Source organism: Aquirufa antheringensis, assembly GCF_004307425.1.
GTDB lineage: Bacteria > Bacteroidota > Bacteroidia > Cytophagales > Spirosomataceae > Aquirufa > Aquirufa antheringensis.
This window is the reverse complement of record NZ_SEWZ01000001.1, coordinates 340,733-361,337: the sequence shown is the minus strand read 5'-3', so window position 1 is coordinate 361,337 and position 20,605 is coordinate 340,733. Positions and strand designations below refer to the sequence as shown.

The 20,605-nt window shown below is 44.2% G+C and carries 19 protein-coding genes; 11 read left to right on the top strand and 8 right to left on the bottom strand.

Annotation, left to right across the window (positions count from 1 at the left end; translation table 11 throughout):
- Positions 1-31 precede the first annotated feature (31 nt).
- Genes EWU21_RS01710 through EWU21_RS01700 form a run of 3 tightly spaced genes read right to left on the bottom strand, consistent with a single transcriptional unit; the run spans position 32 to position 4,003 of the window.
- The gene (locus EWU21_RS01710) at positions 32-2,284 is read right to left on the bottom strand and encodes a RelA/SpoT family protein (protein ID WP_130895068.1); all 2,253 of its coding nucleotides are present in this window, start codon (positions 2,282-2,284) and stop codon (positions 32-34) included.
- A 1-nt stretch (position 2,285) separates the two neighbouring features.
- A complete protein-coding gene (ispF, locus tag EWU21_RS01705) occupies positions 2,286-2,765 on the bottom strand; it encodes a 2-C-methyl-D-erythritol 2,4-cyclodiphosphate synthase (RefSeq protein WP_130895067.1) in 480 nt (159 codons plus the stop codon).
- The gene (locus EWU21_RS01700; protein WP_130895066.1) at positions 2,762-4,003 is read right to left on the bottom strand and encodes a M16 family metallopeptidase; all 1,242 of its coding nucleotides are present in this window, start codon (positions 4,001-4,003) and stop codon (positions 2,762-2,764) included. Before EWU21_RS01700 ends, ispF begins: the two co-directional genes overlap by 4 nt.
- Positions 4,004-4,085: 82 nt before the next feature.
- On the opposite strand from EWU21_RS01700, the gene EWU21_RS01695 reads away from it, so the two are divergent.
- Together EWU21_RS01695 and EWU21_RS01690 are read left to right on the top strand one after the other, a co-directional pair.
- Positions 4,086-5,198, top strand: coding sequence for a hypothetical protein (locus EWU21_RS01695; RefSeq protein ID WP_130895065.1), 1,113 nt, complete (start codon positions 4,086-4,088; stop codon positions 5,196-5,198).
- Positions 5,188-5,889 (top strand): class I SAM-dependent methyltransferase, encoded by a 702-nt coding sequence (locus EWU21_RS01690; RefSeq protein WP_130895064.1) that lies wholly within the window; start codon positions 5,188-5,190, stop codon positions 5,887-5,889. The genes EWU21_RS01695 and EWU21_RS01690 overlap by 11 nt, the downstream gene beginning before the upstream one ends.
- Here EWU21_RS01690 and EWU21_RS01685 read toward each other — a convergent pair.
- Positions 5,876-6,802 (bottom strand): NAD-dependent epimerase/dehydratase family protein, encoded by a 927-nt coding sequence (locus EWU21_RS01685; protein ID WP_130895063.1) that lies wholly within the window; start codon positions 6,800-6,802, stop codon positions 5,876-5,878. The two genes, EWU21_RS01690 and EWU21_RS01685, sit on opposite strands and share 14 nt — an antisense overlap.
- 71 nt (positions 6,803-6,873) lie before the next feature.
- Here EWU21_RS01685 and EWU21_RS01680 point away from each other — a divergent pair, with 71 nt between their 5' ends.
- The 8 genes from EWU21_RS01680 to EWU21_RS01645 all read left to right on the top strand — a co-directional run bounded on the left by EWU21_RS01680 (position 6,874) and on the right by EWU21_RS01645 (position 16,682).
- A complete protein-coding gene (locus tag EWU21_RS01680; protein WP_130895062.1) occupies positions 6,874-7,968 on the top strand; it encodes a glycosyltransferase in 1,095 nt (364 codons plus the stop codon).
- Positions 7,969-8,017: 49 nt separating this feature from the next.
- Entirely contained in the window at positions 8,018-9,514 is a 1,497-nt protein-coding gene (locus tag EWU21_RS01675; RefSeq protein ID WP_130895061.1) for a lipopolysaccharide biosynthesis protein, read from the top strand.
- A complete protein-coding gene (locus tag EWU21_RS01670) occupies positions 9,511-10,710 on the top strand; it encodes a glycosyltransferase family 4 protein (protein WP_130895060.1) in 1,200 nt (399 codons plus the stop codon). Before EWU21_RS01675 ends, EWU21_RS01670 begins: the two co-directional genes overlap by 4 nt.
- A 138-nt stretch (positions 10,711-10,848) precedes the next feature.
- Complete coding sequence (wecB, locus tag EWU21_RS01665; RefSeq protein ID WP_130895059.1) at positions 10,849-12,030, top strand: non-hydrolyzing UDP-N-acetylglucosamine 2-epimerase; 1,182 nt, start codon at positions 10,849-10,851, stop codon at positions 12,028-12,030.
- Positions 12,030-13,235 carry a glycosyltransferase gene (locus tag EWU21_RS01660; RefSeq protein WP_130895058.1) on the top strand — a complete coding sequence of 402 codons (1,206 nt, stop codon included), beginning with the start codon at positions 12,030-12,032 and terminating at the stop codon, positions 13,233-13,235. Before wecB ends, EWU21_RS01660 begins: the two co-directional genes overlap by 1 nt.
- A complete protein-coding gene (locus tag EWU21_RS01655; RefSeq protein ID WP_130895057.1) occupies positions 13,222-13,986 on the top strand; it encodes a glycosyltransferase family 2 protein in 765 nt (254 codons plus the stop codon). The genes EWU21_RS01660 and EWU21_RS01655 overlap by 14 nt, the downstream gene beginning before the upstream one ends.
- Positions 13,987-14,005: 19 nt before the next feature.
- The gene (locus tag EWU21_RS01650; RefSeq protein ID WP_130895056.1) at positions 14,006-14,776 is read left to right on the top strand and encodes a hypothetical protein; all 771 of its coding nucleotides are present in this window, start codon (positions 14,006-14,008) and stop codon (positions 14,774-14,776) included.
- Between the two features lies 1 nt (position 14,777).
- Positions 14,778-16,682, top strand: a complete 1,905-nt coding sequence (locus tag EWU21_RS01645; RefSeq protein ID WP_130895055.1) for a TonB-dependent receptor — start codon at positions 14,778-14,780, stop codon at positions 16,680-16,682.
- On the opposite strand, the gene EWU21_RS01640 is transcribed toward EWU21_RS01645, so the two are convergent.
- Positions 16,660-17,367 (bottom strand): LytR/AlgR family response regulator transcription factor, encoded by a 708-nt coding sequence (locus tag EWU21_RS01640; protein ID WP_130895054.1) that lies wholly within the window; start codon positions 17,365-17,367, stop codon positions 16,660-16,662. The genes EWU21_RS01645 and EWU21_RS01640 overlap by 23 nt on opposite strands.
- A 10-nt stretch (positions 17,368-17,377) precedes the next feature.
- Positions 17,378-18,433, bottom strand: a complete 1,056-nt coding sequence (locus EWU21_RS01635; RefSeq protein ID WP_130895053.1) for a sensor histidine kinase — start codon at positions 18,431-18,433, stop codon at positions 17,378-17,380.
- Positions 18,434-18,588: 155 nt separating this feature from the next.
- Between EWU21_RS01635 and EWU21_RS01630 the strand changes: the two genes are divergently transcribed.
- The gene (locus EWU21_RS01630; RefSeq protein ID WP_130895052.1) at positions 18,589-19,254 is read left to right on the top strand and encodes a hypothetical protein; all 666 of its coding nucleotides are present in this window, start codon (positions 18,589-18,591) and stop codon (positions 19,252-19,254) included.
- A 307-nt stretch (positions 19,255-19,561) separates the two neighbouring features.
- On the opposite strand, the gene EWU21_RS01625 is transcribed toward EWU21_RS01630, so the two are convergent.
- Both EWU21_RS01625 and EWU21_RS01620 read right to left on the bottom strand, forming a co-directional pair.
- Positions 19,562-20,077, bottom strand: coding sequence for an NADH-quinone oxidoreductase subunit J family protein (locus EWU21_RS01625; protein WP_130895051.1), 516 nt, complete (start codon positions 20,075-20,077; stop codon positions 19,562-19,564).
- Between the two features lie 6 nt (positions 20,078-20,083).
- On the bottom strand, positions 20,084-20,602 hold the full coding sequence (locus tag EWU21_RS01620) for a NuoI/complex I 23 kDa subunit family protein (protein WP_130895050.1): 519 nt from the start codon (positions 20,600-20,602) through the stop codon (positions 20,084-20,086).
- Positions 20,603-20,605: the final 3 nt, after the last annotated feature.

Genomic DNA, 20,605 nt, shown 5'->3' with positions numbered 1-20,605 from the left:
ACGTAAAATAAGCAAAAATAACGGACAAAAACTAAGAAACTTTCCGTTCCACCTCAATAACGCCCGGAACTTGTTCCATTTCAGCGCTCAAACTGTCGAGGTGATCCGTGTCTTGTACCATCAGTGATATTTGGCCTTCAAATAATCCATCTTTCACCCCAATGTTCAAGGCGGTAATGTTCACCTGAAGCTTCTCCGAAATCAAGCGCGTTACATCATTCACCAATCCCACACGGTCAATTCCACGAATCACCAAGTCCACGACAAATGACATCGCAATTTGAGACGTCCACTGTGCCTTAATCACCCGATCTCCATGACGAGAAAGCAGTTCTGGTGAGTTAGGGCAAGCTGCCCGGTGAATTTTGATTCCTTCATTGATGGTCACAAAACCGAATACCTCATCGCCAGAAATGGGGTTACAGCACTTCGCAAGGGTATAATCCACTTTATCCATATCCTCACCGATCAATAAGGTATCAGACTCCTTGCGCTCCTTGTGGTATTGCTGCATCTCCTTTCTAAAGGATTTGCTATCCACGATGGGCGCTTGAATCGATTTCTCCGCCTGCTTTCTTTCGTGTAATTCCCGATCTAATTTCCAGTGCTTGAGCTGGTCGATGTTGATGTAGGTTTTGCCAAAACGGTAGAACAAATCGTTCGCGTCTTTGGCATTAAAATAAGCCCGCAACTGGTTCGTAATTTCTAAAGTCAATAAAGGATAACCCAAGTGCTTTAAGCGGTGCTCGATCAAATCGCGCCCCTTAATGATATGTGATTTATTCTCTTCTTTGATGAAGTCCTTGATGCGTGCTTTCGCCTTCGTCGTGAACACGATACGCAACCAATCTTCCGATGGTTTTTGCTTCGAAGAGGTTAGGATTTCGATCTGATCTCCATTCTGTAATTTATGGGATAAGGGAACGAGTTTTCCGCCTACTTTGGCACCAATACAACGGGCACCTACCTCCGAGTGAATCTCGAAGGCGAAGTCCAAAGCCGTAGCCCCGGATTGCAAGACGATCAACTTGCCTTTCGGGCTAAAGACAAAAACCTCCTCATGGTAAAGTGAGTTCTTGATGTCCTCCACTAATTCCACCGCAGACTGACTCTTATCGTTCGCCTCGATAGCTTCGCGTACCTGCGAAAGCCACGATTCAAACGCCTCGCTCGTCCGCGTATCCGTTCCTTTGTACTTGAAGTGTGCCGCCACCCCTTTCTCCGCAATCTCATCCATCCGCTTCGAACGAATCTGCACCTCGACCCAACGACCCTCTTTATCCTGTGCAAAAGGCTTGCTCATCACGGTCGTGTGAAGCGACTCGTAACCGTTCGATTTAGGGGTGGAAACCCAGTCCTTTAAACGACTCGGATTAGGACGGTAATGATCCGTTACCACGGAATACACTTCCCAACAGTCTGATTTTTCGCGTTCTATGGGCACGTCTAAAACGACACGCACCGCAAAAAGATCGTATATTTTCTCAAAAGGTGTGTTGCCTTTTTTGATTTTGTTGTAAATGGAAAAGATGGATTTGGGACGACCTTTGATCGTATAATTCAATCCGCGCTCGTCCAAGGTTTTCTTAATCGGTTTGATAAAATTTTCCACAAAGCCTTCTCTGCTTCGCTTGTTTTCGGCTAATTTATCCGCGATTTCCTTGTAGGCTTCCGGCTCCGTATGCTTTAAGCCTAAATCTTCTAATTCCGACTTAATCGCATTCAAACCCAAGCGATGGGCTAAAGGTGCATACAGATAAATGGTCTCAGAAGCGATCTTCATCTGCTTCTCTTTGGCCATACTCGTCAGCGTCCGCATGTTATGCAAACGATCCGCGAGCTTAATTAAGATCACGCGAATATCATCCGAAAGCGTCAAAAGCATCTTTCGGAAATTCTCCGCCTGCTGCGAAGTTCCGTATTCAAATGTGCCCGCAATTTTCGTCAGGCCATCGATGATGGAGGCGATTTTCGGATTGAATTGTTTTTCGATATCGGCCAAAGTCGTATCCGTATCCTCTACCACATCATGCAATAAAGCAGAAATAATCGACGTGGTTCCCAGTCCAATTTCTTCTACGCAAATCTGCGCCACAGCTAAGGGATGGTAGATGTAAGGTTCGCCGGATTTACGACGCATTTCCTTGTGCGCCTCCGCCGAAATCAAGAAAGCTTTCTTGATCTGCTTCGCGTCATCATCCTTTAAAAAAGGCTTAGCAGTCCGCAATAATTTGCGGTAGCGCTTCAATATCTCTAAACGTTCCTTTTCTAAATCTATCTGCATCTTACTCTTTTTGAATCAGGGCCACGGCCATCGCCGAGATCCCTTCTGCTCTTCCTACAAATCCTAATCCTTCAGAGGTGGTGGCTTTGACCGAAATTTGATCCACCTCCACTCCCATCACGGAAGCTAAATTATCTTTAATCGCTGGAATAATTGGGTTCAGCTTCGGTTGATCTAAGATCACCGTCACGTCCGCATTCGCTAATTCCCAACCTGCCTCGCGAATCATCTCCATCACTTTTTTCAATAAAAGCGTCGAAGCGACACCTTTCCACATCGGGTCTTTGTCCGAAAAATGGTACCCAATATTGCGCATATTCGCGGCCCCTAACAAGGCGTCGCACAATACATGACAAACCACATCCGCGTCCGAATGACCTAAAGGCCCCTTCTCTGACGGAATCTCCACACCACCCAGAATACAAGGACGTCCTTCTACCCAGCGATGCACATCGTACCCTTGTCCTACGCGAATTTTCATTTGGCTATTTTTTTATACTTTAAGGTATTCGATTTTCCTTGGATAAACAAGCGCTGAGCCCATTTTTCCAAATCCTGCGTCTGCACTTCCGCGATCTTTTCCGCCTCCGTATTGACTAAATTCGCATCGCCCGCATTCGCAGCCATGGCTAAATTCATCGCCCGATTCAGTACTTCCACTTCCCCAAAAACCAAACTCGCCTCCGATTGGTTCTTCACCATCTGCAAGTCTTTTTCGGCGATTTTCGAGGTCGCAAAATCCTGTATCGCCTTCTCTAGCGCCTCTTCCGCCTCCTCAATCGTTACGTTATCACTTACCTGACCCTGAATAATCAATAGGCCTGGATCGATGGAACTTGTTTGGTAGGTTCCTATCGTATCGAATAGGCGCTGCTTTTGTACCAAATGCTCATACAAATAAGAAGATTCTCCTCTGCCTAATAAGTCCGCCATCAAATCGATTGCATGATAACCCAGTTCGTAACGACCTAGCACGGGATAGGCTTTGTAAATTCGATTCGCCGGCACATCCGCCACGATTTCCATCGCCCGATTTTCGGTTTGCAGCGGCTCTTGAGGTAAATTACGTTTAGGCTTAGCACCAGCAGGAATAGGTTCGAACCATTTTTCGGCTAAAGCTTTCACCTCGGACAACTTTACTTTACCTGCAACGACAAGAACAGCGTTTGAAGGCACGTAGTGCTTTTGGAAAAAAGCCTTCACATCACTCATCTGCGCCTCCTCGATATGCTGAATGCCAGCTCCAATCGTGGGCCACCGGTAAGGATGCTTGTTGTAGATTAAGGGTCTAAACTTCAACCACACATCGCCATAAGGCTGATTTAAATAACGCTGCTTGAATTCCTCTATCACCACTTTGCGCTGCGTTTCGAGGCTTTGCGTGTTAAACGCTAATTGCTTCATCCGATCTGATTCAAGCCAAAAAGCGGTTTCGATGTTTTGGGCTGGAACAGATATATAGTAATTCGTTAAATCTGGGGTGGTAAAGGCATTGTTCTCGCCGCCTACTTTTTGCAAGGGCGCATCGAAGGAAGGAATGTTTTCAGATCCTCCGAACATCAAATGCTCGAACAAATGCGCAAAACCCGTCAGGTTTTCGTCTTCATCTCTGGATCCTACATTGTAGATCACATCTACCACCGCCATCGTCGTGTCCGGATCTTCGTGCACAATGACTTTAAGGCCGTTAGCGAGGGTAAATTCTTCGAATGAAATCATGTCTTAGGGTTTATAAACAAAAGTAAAAAAATCGACCCAAAAACCACAGAGCTTAACTAAATTTGCGGGGTAAACATTTCACATGATTCGGGTTGCACTCTTACTTTTCTTTTTTCTTTCACTGAGATCGCAGGCCCAAATCCTACAAGATCCCACGGCTAAAGCTCAGATCACCGCTGGACTGACGAATTTATACCAATACGATTTCAAAGAATCTACGGCTATCTTCAATAGCCTAAAGGCCAAATACCCTCGTCATCCCGCTCCCTATTTATTGCTGGCTATGCAGTGGGAGCAGCAATACTTTCCGTTAAAGGATCATCCTGCTCAAGGGAAAAACTATTTAGCTCACCTGGAAAAAGCATTTGAATTAGGAAAAGAGATGGCCGAGCGAGATGAGAATGATTTAGAAGCCTCTTTTTTTTGTACGGCTTCCCTTGGATTTCTGGCCGCCTATGAGGCAGATCAACACAACTTCATGCGCGTGGTCTCTTATGCTAAACAGGCCTATAGCTTTTTAAAAATTGGGCTAAAAAACACCGACAAACAACCCGAATTCTTGTATTCCACCGGGATGTACAATTATTACAGCGTCGCCTATCCAGATTTACATCCAGTCTTAAAACCGTTTATGTTCTTGTTTCAAGATGGGAACAAACGGGTGGGATTGACTCAACTAGAAGCTGGCACTCGAAGGACCACTTTTGTGAAGAATGAATGTCTATTCTATATGGGCTATGTGCAGAATAAATACGAGGGAAATCCCTTACGGGCTTTGGCCTATAACCAAATCCTCAGCGACAACTTTCCAAATAACCACTGGTATCTATTGCAAAGAGCAGAGTTGCTAACTTTAGCGGGCAAATTCGAAGAAGCGGAACCCTTCATTGAAAAAATGGAAGCACTAAAAACGCCCTACTACACCGGCGCAGCTTACACGCTACGTGGCATGCGCGAAGAGGTGGAACGAAAAGATTTAAACAAAGCAGAGTCTTGGTACCTCAAATCCATCGCCTTCCCTTTTGAAGAAAGATTGACAAAAGACATACGAGGATTAGCCTATTTAGGTCTAACTCGCATTGCATACCGCGAAAAGAAGCCTCATCTATTTAGAAAATACCTTCGTATTTCTGAAGATTTTATTGAATACAAAAATTCATTAATCGAACACAAACGACTATCCCATGGAAAGTAGAGAAGCCGGAATTGAACGCCTATATCCCAAAATCACGGGCCGCATGTCCGCGCGCTACTACTATTTAATCCAACTGCGCAAGCAATTAGAACGCGTCATTGCCTTGTATGTCCGCAATTCACCCCATCAATTGTTAGCGGATTATGGCTGTGGCAACAAACCTTACGAGCCACTTTTCACCCCTTTTGTGGAGCAATACATCGGCCTAGATTTAGCCTACAATACCAAAGCGGATGTGGTCGTGGACCCCGCTGGCATCATTGATATGCCTGAGGAAAGCGTGGGATTCGTTTTGTCCACGCAAGTATTAGAGCACGTGGAAGACCCGAAGGCTTATTTAAAAGAGGCACACCGCATCTTGGAAAAAGAGGGCAAATTAATTTTATCTACGCACGGCTATTGGATGTTCCACCCGGATCCGACGGATTTTTGGCGCTGGACTTCGACTGGTTTGAAAAAAATTGTGACGGAAGCGGGATTTGAGGTAGTTTATTTCGAGGGAATTCTAGGGCGCTCCGCGATGGGATTGCAATTATTCCAAGATGGTCTTTTATTCAAATTACCTAAGCCGCTTCGTTTCTTATTGTCCTTAGTGCTGCAGCCTTTGATCATCTTTTTCGATAAGATCATCACGGCTAAATCACGCAACGAAGATGCCTGCACTTTTGTGCTGGTGGCTAAGAAAGTCTAGCTTTTTCGTAAGCGATGGTTGCTTCTAAGGCTTGATCGAAGGAGGTGATTTCCCAGCTCATTTTCGCCGATAATTTCGACGTATCTAAACAGATTCTCTGCACATCCGTCAACTTCGCGTCTTTGTATTCGACTTGAAATGCGGGTAATTTCGCTTGAATGCGCTGAATAATGGTATTTAAACTGAGCGATTCGCCTGAACCCACATTGATTGTTTCATTTTTTACCCCTGCCTTTATTAGACCATCGATGGCTTGACCGATGTCAGCGGCGTAGATATAATCTTTGGCCTGCGATCCATCTCCCCAAACCGTCATCACCTCTCCTTTCAGCGCCTTGCGAACAGCAATATTAATTACCCCTTGTTTAGGCGAGCGATGAAATTCCCCGAATGGATTCGACAAGCGCAAAATCAAGTAGTCGATCTGGTATAATTTCGCATACAATTCGATGTAATGCTCCACGGCCAGCTTGATAATTCCGTAAGATGAAATAGGCTTACAAGGATACTCCTCTTTCACTTTTTCTTCCGTCACATTCCCGTAAACTGCCCCACCGGTGGATAGATAAAGTAATTTTGACACCTGGTGTTTCTTCATCATCTCCATCAAACCGATGGTAGGCAACAAGTTAGACTCGATGTCTTGGCGAATATTTTCAGATGAAATGGCAGGTATAATGGAAGAGGCAAAATGGAATACGCGATCAAAATGATGGGCACTAAATAAGTCGTCCAAAGCTTGAGCATCCGCATAATCCCCCACCACAAAAGTCACGAAAGAAGGAAATTCAACGCCTGCAGGTTTTTCGTGCGCGAAAACAACGACCTCGTTATCTACACCGTGTTGCTGCAAATAAGCCAGCCAATTCAAGCCCAAAAAACCACTTCCTCCAACGACTAAATTTTTCTCCATGACGCGTATTTGCTGTAAAAATAGCCGAAAAATTTAGCTAATTTCGGTTTTGCATTAAAAATCAGCCCTGAATGCGTTTAATCATTGCCCGCTCTAATTTCTTTTCGTACTCCGAGACCTTTATCGAAGAGCAGATCAATCAATTAGAACCCATTCACGTCCTATACGAAGGCTGGCAACCGAGCCGATTAATGGCGGGCGGATCCATTTATTCTTTTCCTTTTTCGATTCTTGCCGTTAGAGGTGTGTTACGCCGCATCATTCCTGGACTTTATCAGAAGATCTATACCCATTACCTTAGACGCTTTTTACGCGTCCATAAAGTAGATGCCTTCTTAGCGAATTACGGTCCATTAGGCACGAATATCTACGAGGCGTGTCTGGCTGAGGACATTCCTTATTCCGTTGTCTTTTTAGGCTTCGATGCAGCAGAGAAAAAGACTTTAGCGACTTATGGGGCCCGTTACGCCCTCAGTTTACCTAAGGCGAAAGCCATCATTTGTGTGGCCGAGTCCATGCGAGCGAATTTGGAAGAAATCGCGGGGCCTTTACCCAATTTACATGTCATTCCATGTGGGGTTGATACCTCGAGATTTACTCCAGGCACGGCAAAAAACGGATTCAACGTCATTTCTGTAGCACGTTTTGCAGAGAAAAAAGGATCCTTGAAAAGCATTCAAGCCTTTGAAATGTTGTTGGGCGATTTTCCCAATGCCCAATTACGGATGGTCGGTGATGGACCTTTGTGGGAAGAAGCGAAAGCGTATGTTTCCGCGCACGGCCTCTCTGGTAACATTCATTTCTTAGGGGCTATGGGACAATCGGACTACTTGCCCTTGTTACAAGAATCGAACGTGTTCATTCAACATTCGATCTTAACCCCTAGTGGGGATTCCGAAGGAACGCCTGTGGCGATTTTAGAGGCCTCCGCTTGCGGATTAGCTATTTGTTCCACTCGACACGCCGGCATTCCGGATGCGGTCATCGAGGAAAAAACGGGGCTTTTGGTGGATGAACACGATGTGGAGGGAATGGCTGCTGCACTGAAATCCTTAGCCTCAGATTCCGCGGCTACACATGCCTATGGTGTCGCTGCACGTAAACACATGGAGGAGCAATATGATGTGGTAAAGCTCTCCGCGAAAATCAAAGCTCTTCTCGTATAAAGAATGCCCCGCAAAATCGTATTTTTGTAAATTACATTCAAAACAAGGCATGGGGATCGTCATTCGACAAAGTTTAAAGGGTTCAATCGTTACCTATTTGGGTACGGCGATCGGGACTTTTAACGTAATCTTCCTCTACAATAAGTTTCTTTCGCAGGAGCAGGTGGGCTTAATTGCCGGTGCTTTGGTTAGCATTCCCCTTATTTTTGCCTCTTTTACCCAACTCGGAATTCCCCATATTGCGGTGCGTTTTTTCCCGCATTTCGATGATCCGAAGAATGGCCATAAAGGTTTTTTCACCTTTCTGCTCGTCGCACCACTGTTTGGTTTAGCGCTTTTTGTGCTGGGCTATTTAGCTTTAAAACCACTGTTTTTCGAGGCATATGGCACGAATTCGCCGCTATTACCCCAGTATTTCTATTACATTATTCCACTGACGGCTAGTTATTTATACATGAGCGTTTTAGAAGCTTATGCACGAGTCCATCTTCGCATTGTGGTCCCAGCGATCATTCGAGAGCTGTTTTTAAGGATTTCTAATGGAGTTTTAGTCATTACTTTTGCTCTCGGCTATTTGACATTCAATCAATTGATTTTAGCGATTACGCTTTCTTATGTGGTGGCGGTTGTGGGTTTATTAGCCTACATTAAGCAGCTGAAACGCTTTTATACGAAAGTTGATTTTTCCTTTTTACGCACCCCGGTTTTCAAAGAAATGCTTTCGTATGGCGGCTGGGTGATTTTAGCCGGTGCCAGCTTTACGCTGATTCAGCACATCGAAAAGATCATGTTGCCAGCCTATATGGGCGGTTTGAGTACGACGGCGATTTTTGACATTAATTCCCGGATGGCGATCATGATTTCGATCCCTCGAAACGTGATTGCGGCGATTGCGGCACCCATTTTAGCGCAGGCTTGGAACCGAAATGACCGCGATAATATCCAGGATATTTACCAAAAATCCTCTCTGAATCTCCTCCTCATCGGTTGCGTTTTATTCCTGTTGATCTGGTGTAATTTGGACTTCATCTACACCATCATCCCTCGCCATGAAATTTACGAGGCTGGCCGCTGGGTGGTGCTGATGGTAGGTTTGAGTAAGATCATCGATATGGGAACGGGCCTAAATTCAGAGGTGTTGATTAACTCCAAATACTACCGTTACGACCTCCTCTTCTACATCATCCTCGCGGTGGGTTTAGTGGTAGGTAATCTAATCTTGATTCCTATTTATTCCTATAATGGGGCAGCCCTAGCTTCCCTATTGGCTTTGGCGGGCTATAATGTATTGAAATTTGGCTTTATCTGGTGGAAACTAGACCTGCAACCGTTTGATGTTAGATCCCTGGGAATTCTGATCGTTAGTGTGTTAATCTACCTTGTTGTTTCCCAAATCCCGGTCATCGAAGGCAGCCCTTTAATCGCCTGGCTACTGAATGTAGGCATTCGCAGTGCAGCGATAGGTGGATTATTTATCCTAGCGGTCACGAAATTCAAGCTATCTCCAGACATCAGCGAGCTAGTTACTAATTGGTTTAAGAAATGAAAATAATGTCCCTGGCCGGTGGCCTGCCACACTATTATAACCTAGTCCTAAACAAATTGCAACGCGATTATGGAGTGGAGGTGTGCGTGGTGGTGCCCACAGAAAAAGGGGCAACGCTGGGTGCTGGGGTATATACGTCAGACAAAGGCATTGAATTCAAGGTCTTTCGTCGCGAGGAATACACGACCTATTATGGGAAGAAGTTTTTCCGCGGGTTGAAGGAGTTGATTTTGGCAGAAAAACCAGACGTCTTAATGGTCAACTGGCCCTATCAAGCCTCTTTCGTTTTTTATCCCGGCTGGTACCGCTTTCTGAGAAAACACAAAGTGGCACTTATTTCCAAAGAGATCCCCTTCCAAGTTCCTCATTACGACAACGCCATTTCCTATTATTTACAAGGCGGCGGCGTAACCGAAAACAACCAAGCGCACCAGTCGAATCCCTCTCTTTTGGCCCGATTAAAATTCTTCATCGTACGCGAAACGAGAAAGCGTTTCTCTAATCTGGTAGACGCCCACATCAATTATTTAGAGGAGGCCGTTGCTTTACACGCAAGCTATGGCGTTCCGGCTGAGAAGGTATTTATCACGGCGAATTCCCCAGACACCGATGCGCTATTACATACTGCGAACGAATTAAAAGGCGTTACCGCCAATCCATTCCGACTTTTGCATATCGGACGTTTGGTCAAATGGAAGCAGGTCGATTTATTGATTGAAGCGGCAATTGCCTTGCATGCGAAATACCCGCAGACCGAACTCAGCATTGTGGGAGATGGGCCGGAGCTGGAAGCTTTAAAAGCGCAGGCTTCAGGCTACGATTTTATAAAATTTCATGGAGGTATTTATGACCCCAAAGAACTAGGCAAAATCACTTGCGAATCGGGGATCTATGTCTTAGCTGGCATGGGTGGTTTGTCTATTAATGAGGCGATGTGTTTCTCGAAACCCGTCGTTTGTTCTGTGGCAGATGGCACCGAAAAACGCTTAGTGCGGGAGGGATATAACGGACATTACTTTGAATCGGGATCTTTATCCAGCTTACAAACAGTTATTGAAAGGCTTTTTGCACAGCCGGAGAAAATCACAATAAAGGGCACGCGTTCGAGGGAGATTATTGAGAAGGAGATCAATATACATACGGTGCTGGGGAATTATATGGAGGCGTTTAGGTATTCAGTAGCCAGTGGACAGTAGTCAGTGGTCAGTCCGTAGGAAGTGAGTCCGAAGGATTTATTTCATGAGTTCATCCCCGCAGGGGATTCTAACTTTGAACTTTGCTCTTTGAACTTTGTTCTTTGTAATTCGTAAATTAGAATTTTTAAATAGGTATAAATGAAAGTAATTCAAGTCGTAGGCGCTCGTCCTAATTTCATGAAAGTAGCACCGCTACATCGTGCGATCCAAAAATTAGCCGGATGGACATCGAAGATCGTTCATACGGGTCAGCATTTTGACGCAAAGATGAGTGATGTGTTTTTTACACAACTGGAATTACCTACACCGGATTTCTTCCTCGGAATTGGGGGTGGAAGCCACACAGAAGTGACTGCGAAGATTATGGTGGCCTTTGAAAAAATTGTTGAAGCCGAAAAACCGGATTTAATTATTGTGGTGGGGGATGTTACTTCGACTTTGGCCTGTACCTTAGTGGCGATCAAAATGGGTATCAAAGTCGCTCACGTAGAGGCAGGCTTACGTAGCTTTGACCGAACGATGCCAGAGGAATTAAATCGCATCTTGACAGATAGCGTGGCGGATTATTTATTTGTGACGGAAGAAAGCGGATTGCAACATTTGAAAAATGAAGGTGTGGCAGATGAGCGTGTATTTTTCTCAGGCAATGTGATGATTGACTCGTTAGTTCGCTATCAAGAAAAAGCGAAAACCACCACCATACTGGAAGACCTCGGACTAGCGACTAGTGACTCCCGACTATCGACTGCCGACTCCGGCCTAGCGACTCCCGACTCCCGACTATTGACTCCCGACTCCCGACTATCGACTGCCGACTATATTGTCATGACCATGCACCGCCCGGCGAACGTGGATACGAAAGAGGGTCTTGAATCCATTCTAGAGTTAATTGAATTAAGCAGTAAGGATACCAAAATCATTTTTCCTATCCACCCGAGAACGCGGGCACATATGGAGAAATTTGGCTTAGCGGAACGATTAGATCAGGCGCAAAACTTGATTATGACGGAGCCTTTGGGCTATTTAGAATTCATTCAATTGATGTCCAATGCCACAGCGATATTAACCGATTCAGGCGGCATTCAAGAGGAAACGACTTACTTAGGCGTCCCATGCTTAACTTTCCGCGATTCGACGGAACGACCGATCACGGTGACTTTAGGGACGAACCAATTGTTATCGGATTTAGATCCAAAGAAAACCTATGCTGCTTTGCAAGAGATATTGGCAGGCAAGGTGAAGAAAGGGAGCATCCCTCCGCTTTGGGATGGTAAGGCAGCCGAAAGAATAGCCGCTCAACTAGCTGAAATTTTTGCTTAATGTCTGCCAAAAAGCTACATATCGTCCTCCTCTCTTACCACGACAGCAATGGCGGGGCTGGGATTGCGGCGGGTAGATTGAAAGTGGCTTTGGAAAAAGCGGGACATCAAGTCGACTACCTCGTCAGAGAAAAAGGGAGCACTTCCAGCGCCCTAAAATTCGGCAATGGCCTGATTTCTTGGTTGAAATTCATTGCCGAGCGCTTGTTCTTTTTGCGTTTTGAGAAAGATAAATCGATTCGATTCCTATTCAATCCGGGTGTTTTTGGGAGTGATGTTTCGAAGCATCCGCTGATCCAGCAGGCAGATATTGTGCATTTGCATTGGGTGAATTTTGGTTTCTTATCTGTGAGCGATATTGCTCAACTGACTAGGCTTAATAAACCTGTTTTCTGGACCCTGCACGATATGTGGGCCTTTACGGGAGGCTGTCACCACAGTGGGAGTTGCGAGCATTTTCGACAGAGTTGTGGAGATTGTAAATTCTTGAAAAATCCAAATCCGACGGATCTTTCGCACCGAATGTGGGAGGCGAAGAAAACGGGGTTTGCGGAGAAAAACCTACACATCATTACTTGCAGTGATTGGCTGGGAAATAGAGCGAGACAAAGTAGCATTTTGGGAGGTCACTCGATTAAAACCATTCCAAACGCGATTGATACGGAATTCTTCTCGCCTAATGCATCTAGCTTAGGATTAAATCCAAACAAGAAATATGTTCTTTTTGTAGCCATGCGCGTAAATGCGCCCGCCAAAGGCTTTCATTTATTGAAAGAGGCCTTGCAGTATTTGGATGCCACTACGACCGAGCTGCTGATCGTGGGTGGAGAGATGACCGAGGAATTACCTTTGAAAGCACATAATTTTGGGCAGGTTTCAGACCCAGCCAGAATGCGCGATATCTATGCGGCGGCAAATGTGTTTGTTACTCCCTCTTTGGAAGAAAATTTACCCAATACGATCATGGAAGCCATGGCCTGCGGCACTTCTTGCGTCGGATTCGAAGTGGGAGGAATTCCGGAGATGATCGAACACGAAGTGACTGGCTATGTGGCCCAAGCATTTAACCCGGCAGATTTGGCAAAAGGCATAAACTGGTGTCTCGGGTCTACCACCTCCGGATCAAAATCCAGGGAGCGCGCGCTACAATTATACAACCAAACCATCGTTGCCCAGCAACACCTCGCCTATTATGCCCAAGCTTAGTATCATCACCATCACCTACCAGGCTGAGGCCTATATCGAACGCACACTAAAAAGTGTTTTCGAGCAAGGGTGTGCGGAGGAAATCGATTATATCGTGGTGGATGGGGCGTCGAAAGACCGAACATTAGCTATCATAGAAGCGAATAAAGCTCAGATCAATCAACTCATTTCTGAGAAAGACAAGGGTATATACGATGCGATGAACAAGGGAATGCAAATGGCAAAAGGAGATTATATCCTGTTTTTGAATGCGGGGGATACTTTTGCTTCTTCATCGACATTGAAAAATATCTTACGAGAACTGGGAGAAAATCCGGATGTCCTGTACGGCGAGGCAATTTTTGTCAATAACGACGGTCAATCTTTAGGCTTGCGCAGTGAGGTGACACCACATCGTTTGCCCACTCATTTAACTTGGCAAAATTTCCGTTATGGCATGTTGGTTTGCCACCAAGCTTTCATTGCAAAGCGCAGCCTTGCGCCACTTTTTGATCTACACTACCGCCTTAGTTCCGATATTAATTGGGAGATTCAAGTTTTGAAAAAAAGCCAGCATATATTAAAATCTGCCTCACCTATCTGTACTTATTTGATGGGAGGCGCATCTGTGCAAAACTTGAAGAGATCCTGGGAGGAAAGATACCAGGTGTTACGATCACATTTTGGCTTACTACCTAACTTAATCAACCACTTGGTAATCATTGCCAGAGGATTGATTTTTGCCTTGAAAAAACAGGGGAAGTATTGGTAAATCCCCTATATTTGTGGCTATGAGATTTCGCATAAGCCTGGTTTTTCTAGTGATTACCTTTGTCAGTTTTGGCCAAAAATTTCGCTTTAATTCGAGTGTAGGAACCTCCCTCATTTCGTGGCACGAACAACAAATGACCTTAGATTTCGCGGCAGAAATCACGTTCCAAAACCCAGAAAAAAATCACAAGACTTTCATCGCCTTAAAAACAATGGGAAACCTAACCGGAAGCGCGATAGATAGAAGCAACTATACGTTCATTGAACCTCCGATGAATAATTTCAATCAACCTATTCAACCTAACGAAGTTTTGCAATCGAGTTACCGTGGAGGTGAGGCTGAAGTGGGTCTGCTTTGGAATACGAATAAACGAAAAACAACTGTTCATCTAACACCCATTTTAAGTTTATACAGTAAATCTATAGCTAGAAAAATCAGCTCTTTAAGGTCTGAATACATCGAAGAAGAAAAATACTCCTTACACGGAATGAGCGGTGGAATCGGATTAGTGATCCCGGGAAAAACGACTTTCCAGATACAAGCACAAGTTTTTGAACCTTTGTATGAAGTGGTGACATTATATGGTCGCTATGTAGGAGTGCCCTACCAGTCCTTGGTTTCAGAAAAGCTTCCTAATTTTAAAGCAAAAATTCAACTGACTAAGGGACATTTTGGCTGGGTTATCAACCTAGAATCACTCAATTTAGGTGGAGCAGAAAACCCTAATTCTAAGTCGATTAAAGCCTCTCAAGCCATCATACCGTCCACCTTATTCACCTATTTCTTCTAACATGAAGAAATTCCTACTACTCCTTTTCTGTTTTCCTGGTTTAGCCCAAAAAGATTCTACGAAAGTCCTCGAGGAAGTAAAAGTGTATGTGTTTGAACAAAAACGGAGTACGCTAAATACCCCAGATGCCTTTGTTCGCGCTGCAGATCTTCAGCAGTTTAGTTCGACCCAATTTGTATCTACGCTTAATTCCATGGCAGGTATTCGGATGGAAGAAAGATCTCCGGGTAGTTACCGAATTGCGATAAGAGGTAGCTCACTTAGGGCACCCTTTGGCGTACGTAACACCAAAGTATATTGGAATCAAATTCCCTTTACAGATGCCGGGAACAACACCTACATTTCACTACTAGAACCCGCCTTATTTTCATCATTAACCGTAACCAAAGGCCCATCTGCCGGAATATACGGAGCAGGAACAGGTGGAGTATTGCTATTCGAAAGTGGAGCACGTGGAAATGCCCTTACGGCCGAAACTGTTTACCATTCCTTAGGGGGAATGAAAACGGCCATCGATTTATCCGCAGAAAACCACCGACTTTACGCCTCCTTCAACCAGCAAGAGGGTTATCGAGCTCAATCCGCGATGAAAAAGCAATGGATTTCGTATGAATTCCACCACAACTTTACGAAAGATATCAACCTAGATCTAAGCACCTATTATGTTGATTTGGCCTACCAAACTCCGGGAGGATTAACAAAAGCTCAATTCCTTGCAAATCCTCAGCAAGCTAGACCTGCGGCAGGCGCTTTCAAGAGTGCGCAACAGCAAGGGGCGACCTTTAAAATAAAAAGTTATGGCTTAAGTGCTCGGGCATCTCAAGTGCTGAATAACCTTTGGGCTTGGGATTTGAGTCAGGCAATTCAAGTGAATGATATCGAAAATCCGACGATACGGAATTATGAAGTTCGCCATGAACCCAATTATTCCACGCGCGGAGTACTCCACAGAAAAGGAGTTATTAATAGCGACCTGGGATTTGAATACCAGGCAGGACAAATGAATAGTTCGACTTTTGGAAATAGAAACGGCGTAAAAGACACTTTGCAATTGACTCAAAATACCCATGTCCAGCAAGGAAGCCTCTTCTTACAAAATGAATATGCCGGGTTGGCGAATTGGCTCTTCACTTTCTCCGGTAGCTTGAGTAGCTATTGGACGGAGTATATCGGTAACGAAGCTATCTTCTCCCCTCGTTTGGCGGTTCTACGCAAATTAGGGGCGCATCAGAGTATTGTTGCCAAAGTAGCACATGGCTATTCACCTCCCAGCATTAGTGAATTACGACCGTCAACGGGGGAAATAAACCGTACGTTAAAAGCCGAAAATGGCTGGAACCACGAAATAACTTACCGAGGTAAATACGCGAAATTCAATTGGGATTTGAGTGTATATCAATTTAACCTGGACGAAACCATCGTGGTCAGAAGAGCGGCTGATGGATCAGACTATTTTACGAACGCTGGTTCTACGACCCAACAAGGTTTGGAATTAAGTAGTACCTGGATGATCCACCCTACTTTGACATTAGAACAATCGCATACTTGGCAAAACTTTCGATTTGCGAATGGAAATTTCTTAACGGGAACAACTCCTTACCAACAGGCAACTACACTCGTTTGGCGACACCCATCAGGAATAAGTCTCGTGCAAAATTTTCAATTGGTGGATTATCAATTCCTGAATGACACGAATACGGAGCGGATGGGCTCCTATCGCCTTTGGAACACAAAAATAAGTTATGCGCGGAAGTGCTGGACAGTTTGGGCGGCGGCAGAAAATGTGGGCGATGAGCGCTATTCACCTGGACCAGATTTAAATGCCATCGGAGGCCGTTTTTACAACCCAGCTCCCGGCCGAAACTTCCATCTAGGCTTACAATTTAACCTAACCTACTCGCGTTAAGCCGCTCCATCAATTCTGCTAGATGAGAATCGCTCACGGCAATCTCATAGTTTCCTATTTTGATTCGCTGGTGCTTAATTGATTCAATCTTTTGGAGATTAACAATAAACGATTTGTGAACGCGCATAAAGCCATGAGGCATCACTTTTGCCTCTACACTTTTCATCGTCTGTTTGGTCAAAATAGGATGCCGTTCTCCTTCCACAAAAATCTTCACATAATCCTTTAAACCTTCCACGTGCGTTACGGTTGGAATCGAAATCCGTACGAGTGAATATTCCACATTCACAAAAAAGAAGTCCTCTAGAGGTTCCTTTTCAACCATATTTTTACCTACAAAAATATGATACGCCTTATTTGCACTTAAGGCAAAACGATCTAAACTCACCGGTTTCATTAAGTAGTCTACCGCGTCCAGATTATAACTTTCCACCGCATAATTCGCATAAGCAGTCACAAAAATCACAAGAGGTTTAACGGCCAAAGAAGATAAGAACGACGTCCCTAACAAGCCCGGCATTTGAATATCCAAGAAAAGTAAATCGACCTGCTCCTTTTGCAACACTTCCATCGCCTCGAACGCATTCGAACAAGAACCCACTAGATTCAAAAATGGAATCTGCTTCACATTTTCCTCTAATAATTTACGTCCCATCACTTCGTCGTCCACGACAACGCAATTCATCTTTACCATCTTATTTCAATGTTAAGTGTAGATCCACGGAGAAATTCACGTCGTCCTCTTCAATGACTAATTCGTGTTTTTTAGGATATAATAATTCCAGACGACGCTTCACATTCTTCAACCCAATTCCTGAACTAGGATCTTTAAAAACCTGTTCTTCTTTTCCCTTTTTATTCTTAACCTGAAAATGCAAACCGTGATCTGTCGTTTCTAGGGTAACATAGATAAACGGCTTATCCACTAAACCCACCCCATGTTTAACCGCATTTTCCACAAAAGGAATTAATAACATCGGCTCAATTAAATGACCTGCTCCATCGCCATTCACTTGGAATTTAAAATCGACATTCCCGTCAAATCGCATTTTTTGGAGATCAATATAATTCTCTAAATAAGCAAATTCATTAGTCAATGGAACCATTGTTTGGTCCGAATCATACAACATATAGCGCATCAAAGAAGACAAACGCATGGTTACATCTTCCGCTTTTTCTGAGGCTTTGGTCCTAATCAAATACACAATACTATTCAGAATATTAAAGATGAAATGCGGACTAATCTGAGAGCGCAAAAACGCTAACTCTGATTTCAACTGCTCATTTTTCTGTTCTTCCTTGTTCGCATCTTGCTCTAAAAACTCTAACAATAAACCATAAGCAGACGCAATCGCAGAAACCATGATGAGCGGAAAAGCGCCCAAAATCTCCGGTGCAGTACCATGCTCGTGTTCAAATTCCAAGAACAAGTGGTGGAACAACATTTGGACTAAAAAGAACGCCACATTTGTTAGTATTAAACTAGCAAAGAAGAACCAAATGCCTTTCTTTTTAAAAACAAAAGGAATCAAAAGTAGCGTAATCACATAGAACAACGGCATCACGGTAATCAGCTCCACCCAGATATGCTCGGAAAACTCTGGATTATCATGCGGATGCGGATGAGCTACTTCGTGCGTTTGGTGGACAGGACTTAACAAAGGCAAGCCTATCCACATTCCCCACAGAATCAGGTTAAACAATACCTGAAAGGTCCGCTTCGTTTTCCTAGAATTAATAGCCTGCCACATAGCACAAATGATTTTTACAAATCTAGCCAAATAAGTGGAATCCACCTGCGCCCCTTATCGATAGAATAGGACCATTAATCTTCAAAAAAAGCCCATGTATCTAATTAGAAATATCGAAACGTTATAATTTGTACATTCGTAAAAAAATTAAAGACATGAAACATTCAATCCGCCTATTATTCTTGTTGTTGATTGGCCTACAATCCTTTGGCCAAGAAACAGTATTCAAAATCAGAAAAGACTCTTCCAACTCTGCTATGAAGACGCTTTTCAAACCACACAAGCTGACGTCTATCGGCGTATCCCTTCAATCTCAAATGCTTTTCGGCAAGGGTGGCCCAGAACGATCCATGGGATTTCAAGTTCACTTGAATAACAAATTATCCCTAGGTATTGCTTCTTTTAATTCGAATCCACGCAATGATGATCCGAATCGCTATGCAGATGAACCACGTCGTCGATTTAATGCTTTAACGATGGAAGTCACGCCAATGGCTAATAAGGTGTTTCATTTAAGTTTCCCTTTAGCCATTGGACGTATTCAGGAGGAAGCTCCGCTAATCAATTACCCTGCTTACCCTGGAACTGCCTATCAGCCTCTGCCCTACAGACAAGCCCATGATCGATTTAGCAACGGTCCACGAGCCCTAGGTGTGCAACCAGGTATAAACCTTGAAGTGAATCTTTTCAAATACGTAAAAGTGTTCGGTGGTGCTAATTACCGCTTCGCTTTTGGGGAAGAGAAAACAGACGGGATGGCAAAAGCAGCTGGTACGATTGGGGTGAAGGTGGGGGTTTTTGATTATCGCAAAAAGCGATAATCAAAAATAAAGCACAAAGAACAAAGCAAAAAGCACAAAGTCGGAATCCGCTGCGCGGATACGTATGTGAAATGTGCTTCACGAAATCATTAAAAAAGGGGATCAGATTGATCCCCTTTTTTAATACAAACTTTATACTTTATAGAGTATAGATAATAGAGTAGAGAGTAAAGATTTAAAGCATTTTCAAAAGTGCTATTTCGGTATAAAATTTAAGAAAATATCGCGAAGCGCATTTTCGAATTTTGTGCCGAAATAGCACGCATTTTCGAATTTTATACCGAAATAGCACGCATTTTTAAAATGCTTAGAAGTTTCGCTCCCCGGCTTCCCTCTTACCCAAAAGAACCGCACCCACCATCGCCACAAAGAACAAGATAGATACCAGTTCGAAAGGTAATAAGTACTCAGAATACAAAACCTTTCCAAGGTTCTCCACCATACCCGTTTGGGAAACAAAACCTTCCACTTGAGGGGTTTGGAAATTATTTTGACGTACTAAAGCAATTAAAACCACTAATAAGGAGCCAGCGACGACTGAGCCTGCTAGCTTCGTTAGATTCGATTTTGATTCCGGTTGATTCTTGCGCAGATCAAACATCATGATCACGAATAGGAATAAAACCATGATCGCTCCTGCGTAAACGATGATGTTTACGGCCATCAAGAACTGGGCATTTAACAGGACGTAGTGTCCTGAGATGCAAAAGAAAGTAAAAACTAGGTACAAGACCGAGTGAATCGGGTTCTTTGCTAGAACGACCATTAGGGCGCTTAGTAAAGTTAAACCTGAAAGAAAATACCAAATATTAGAAATCTCCATAAGAATTTATTTCCAGCCCTCACGCAAGTAGCGTTGGTCCATTTTTTCAACTAATTTATCTTTCCCGTAAATCACCTCATCGCGGCTATTGAATACAGGAACCATTTGATCGTGGCGTAAGAAGATCGCCTCCTTAGGGCAAGCCTCCTCGCAAAGACCGCAGAAAATGCAACGAAGCATGTTGATCTCGTATACTTTGGCATACTTCTCTTCCCGGTACAATTTCTCCTCACCCTTCTTGCGCTCCTCAGCGACCATAGAAATAGCCTCCGCTGGACAAGCCACGGCACAAAGACCACAAGCCGTGCAACGTTCTGCCCCCTGCTCATCCTTCTTCAAGATGTGGTGACCGCGGTAAATCGGCCCTAAATAACGCGTTTGCTCTGGGTAACGAATGGTGACCGGTTTAGAGAAAAAGTGCTTTAACGTGGTCGCCATACCCCCTACGATGGCAGGAAGATACATACGTTCCGCTAAAGTCATTTCGCCTTGCTCGACTACCTTCGTTCGGTTACTTAATTTCATATC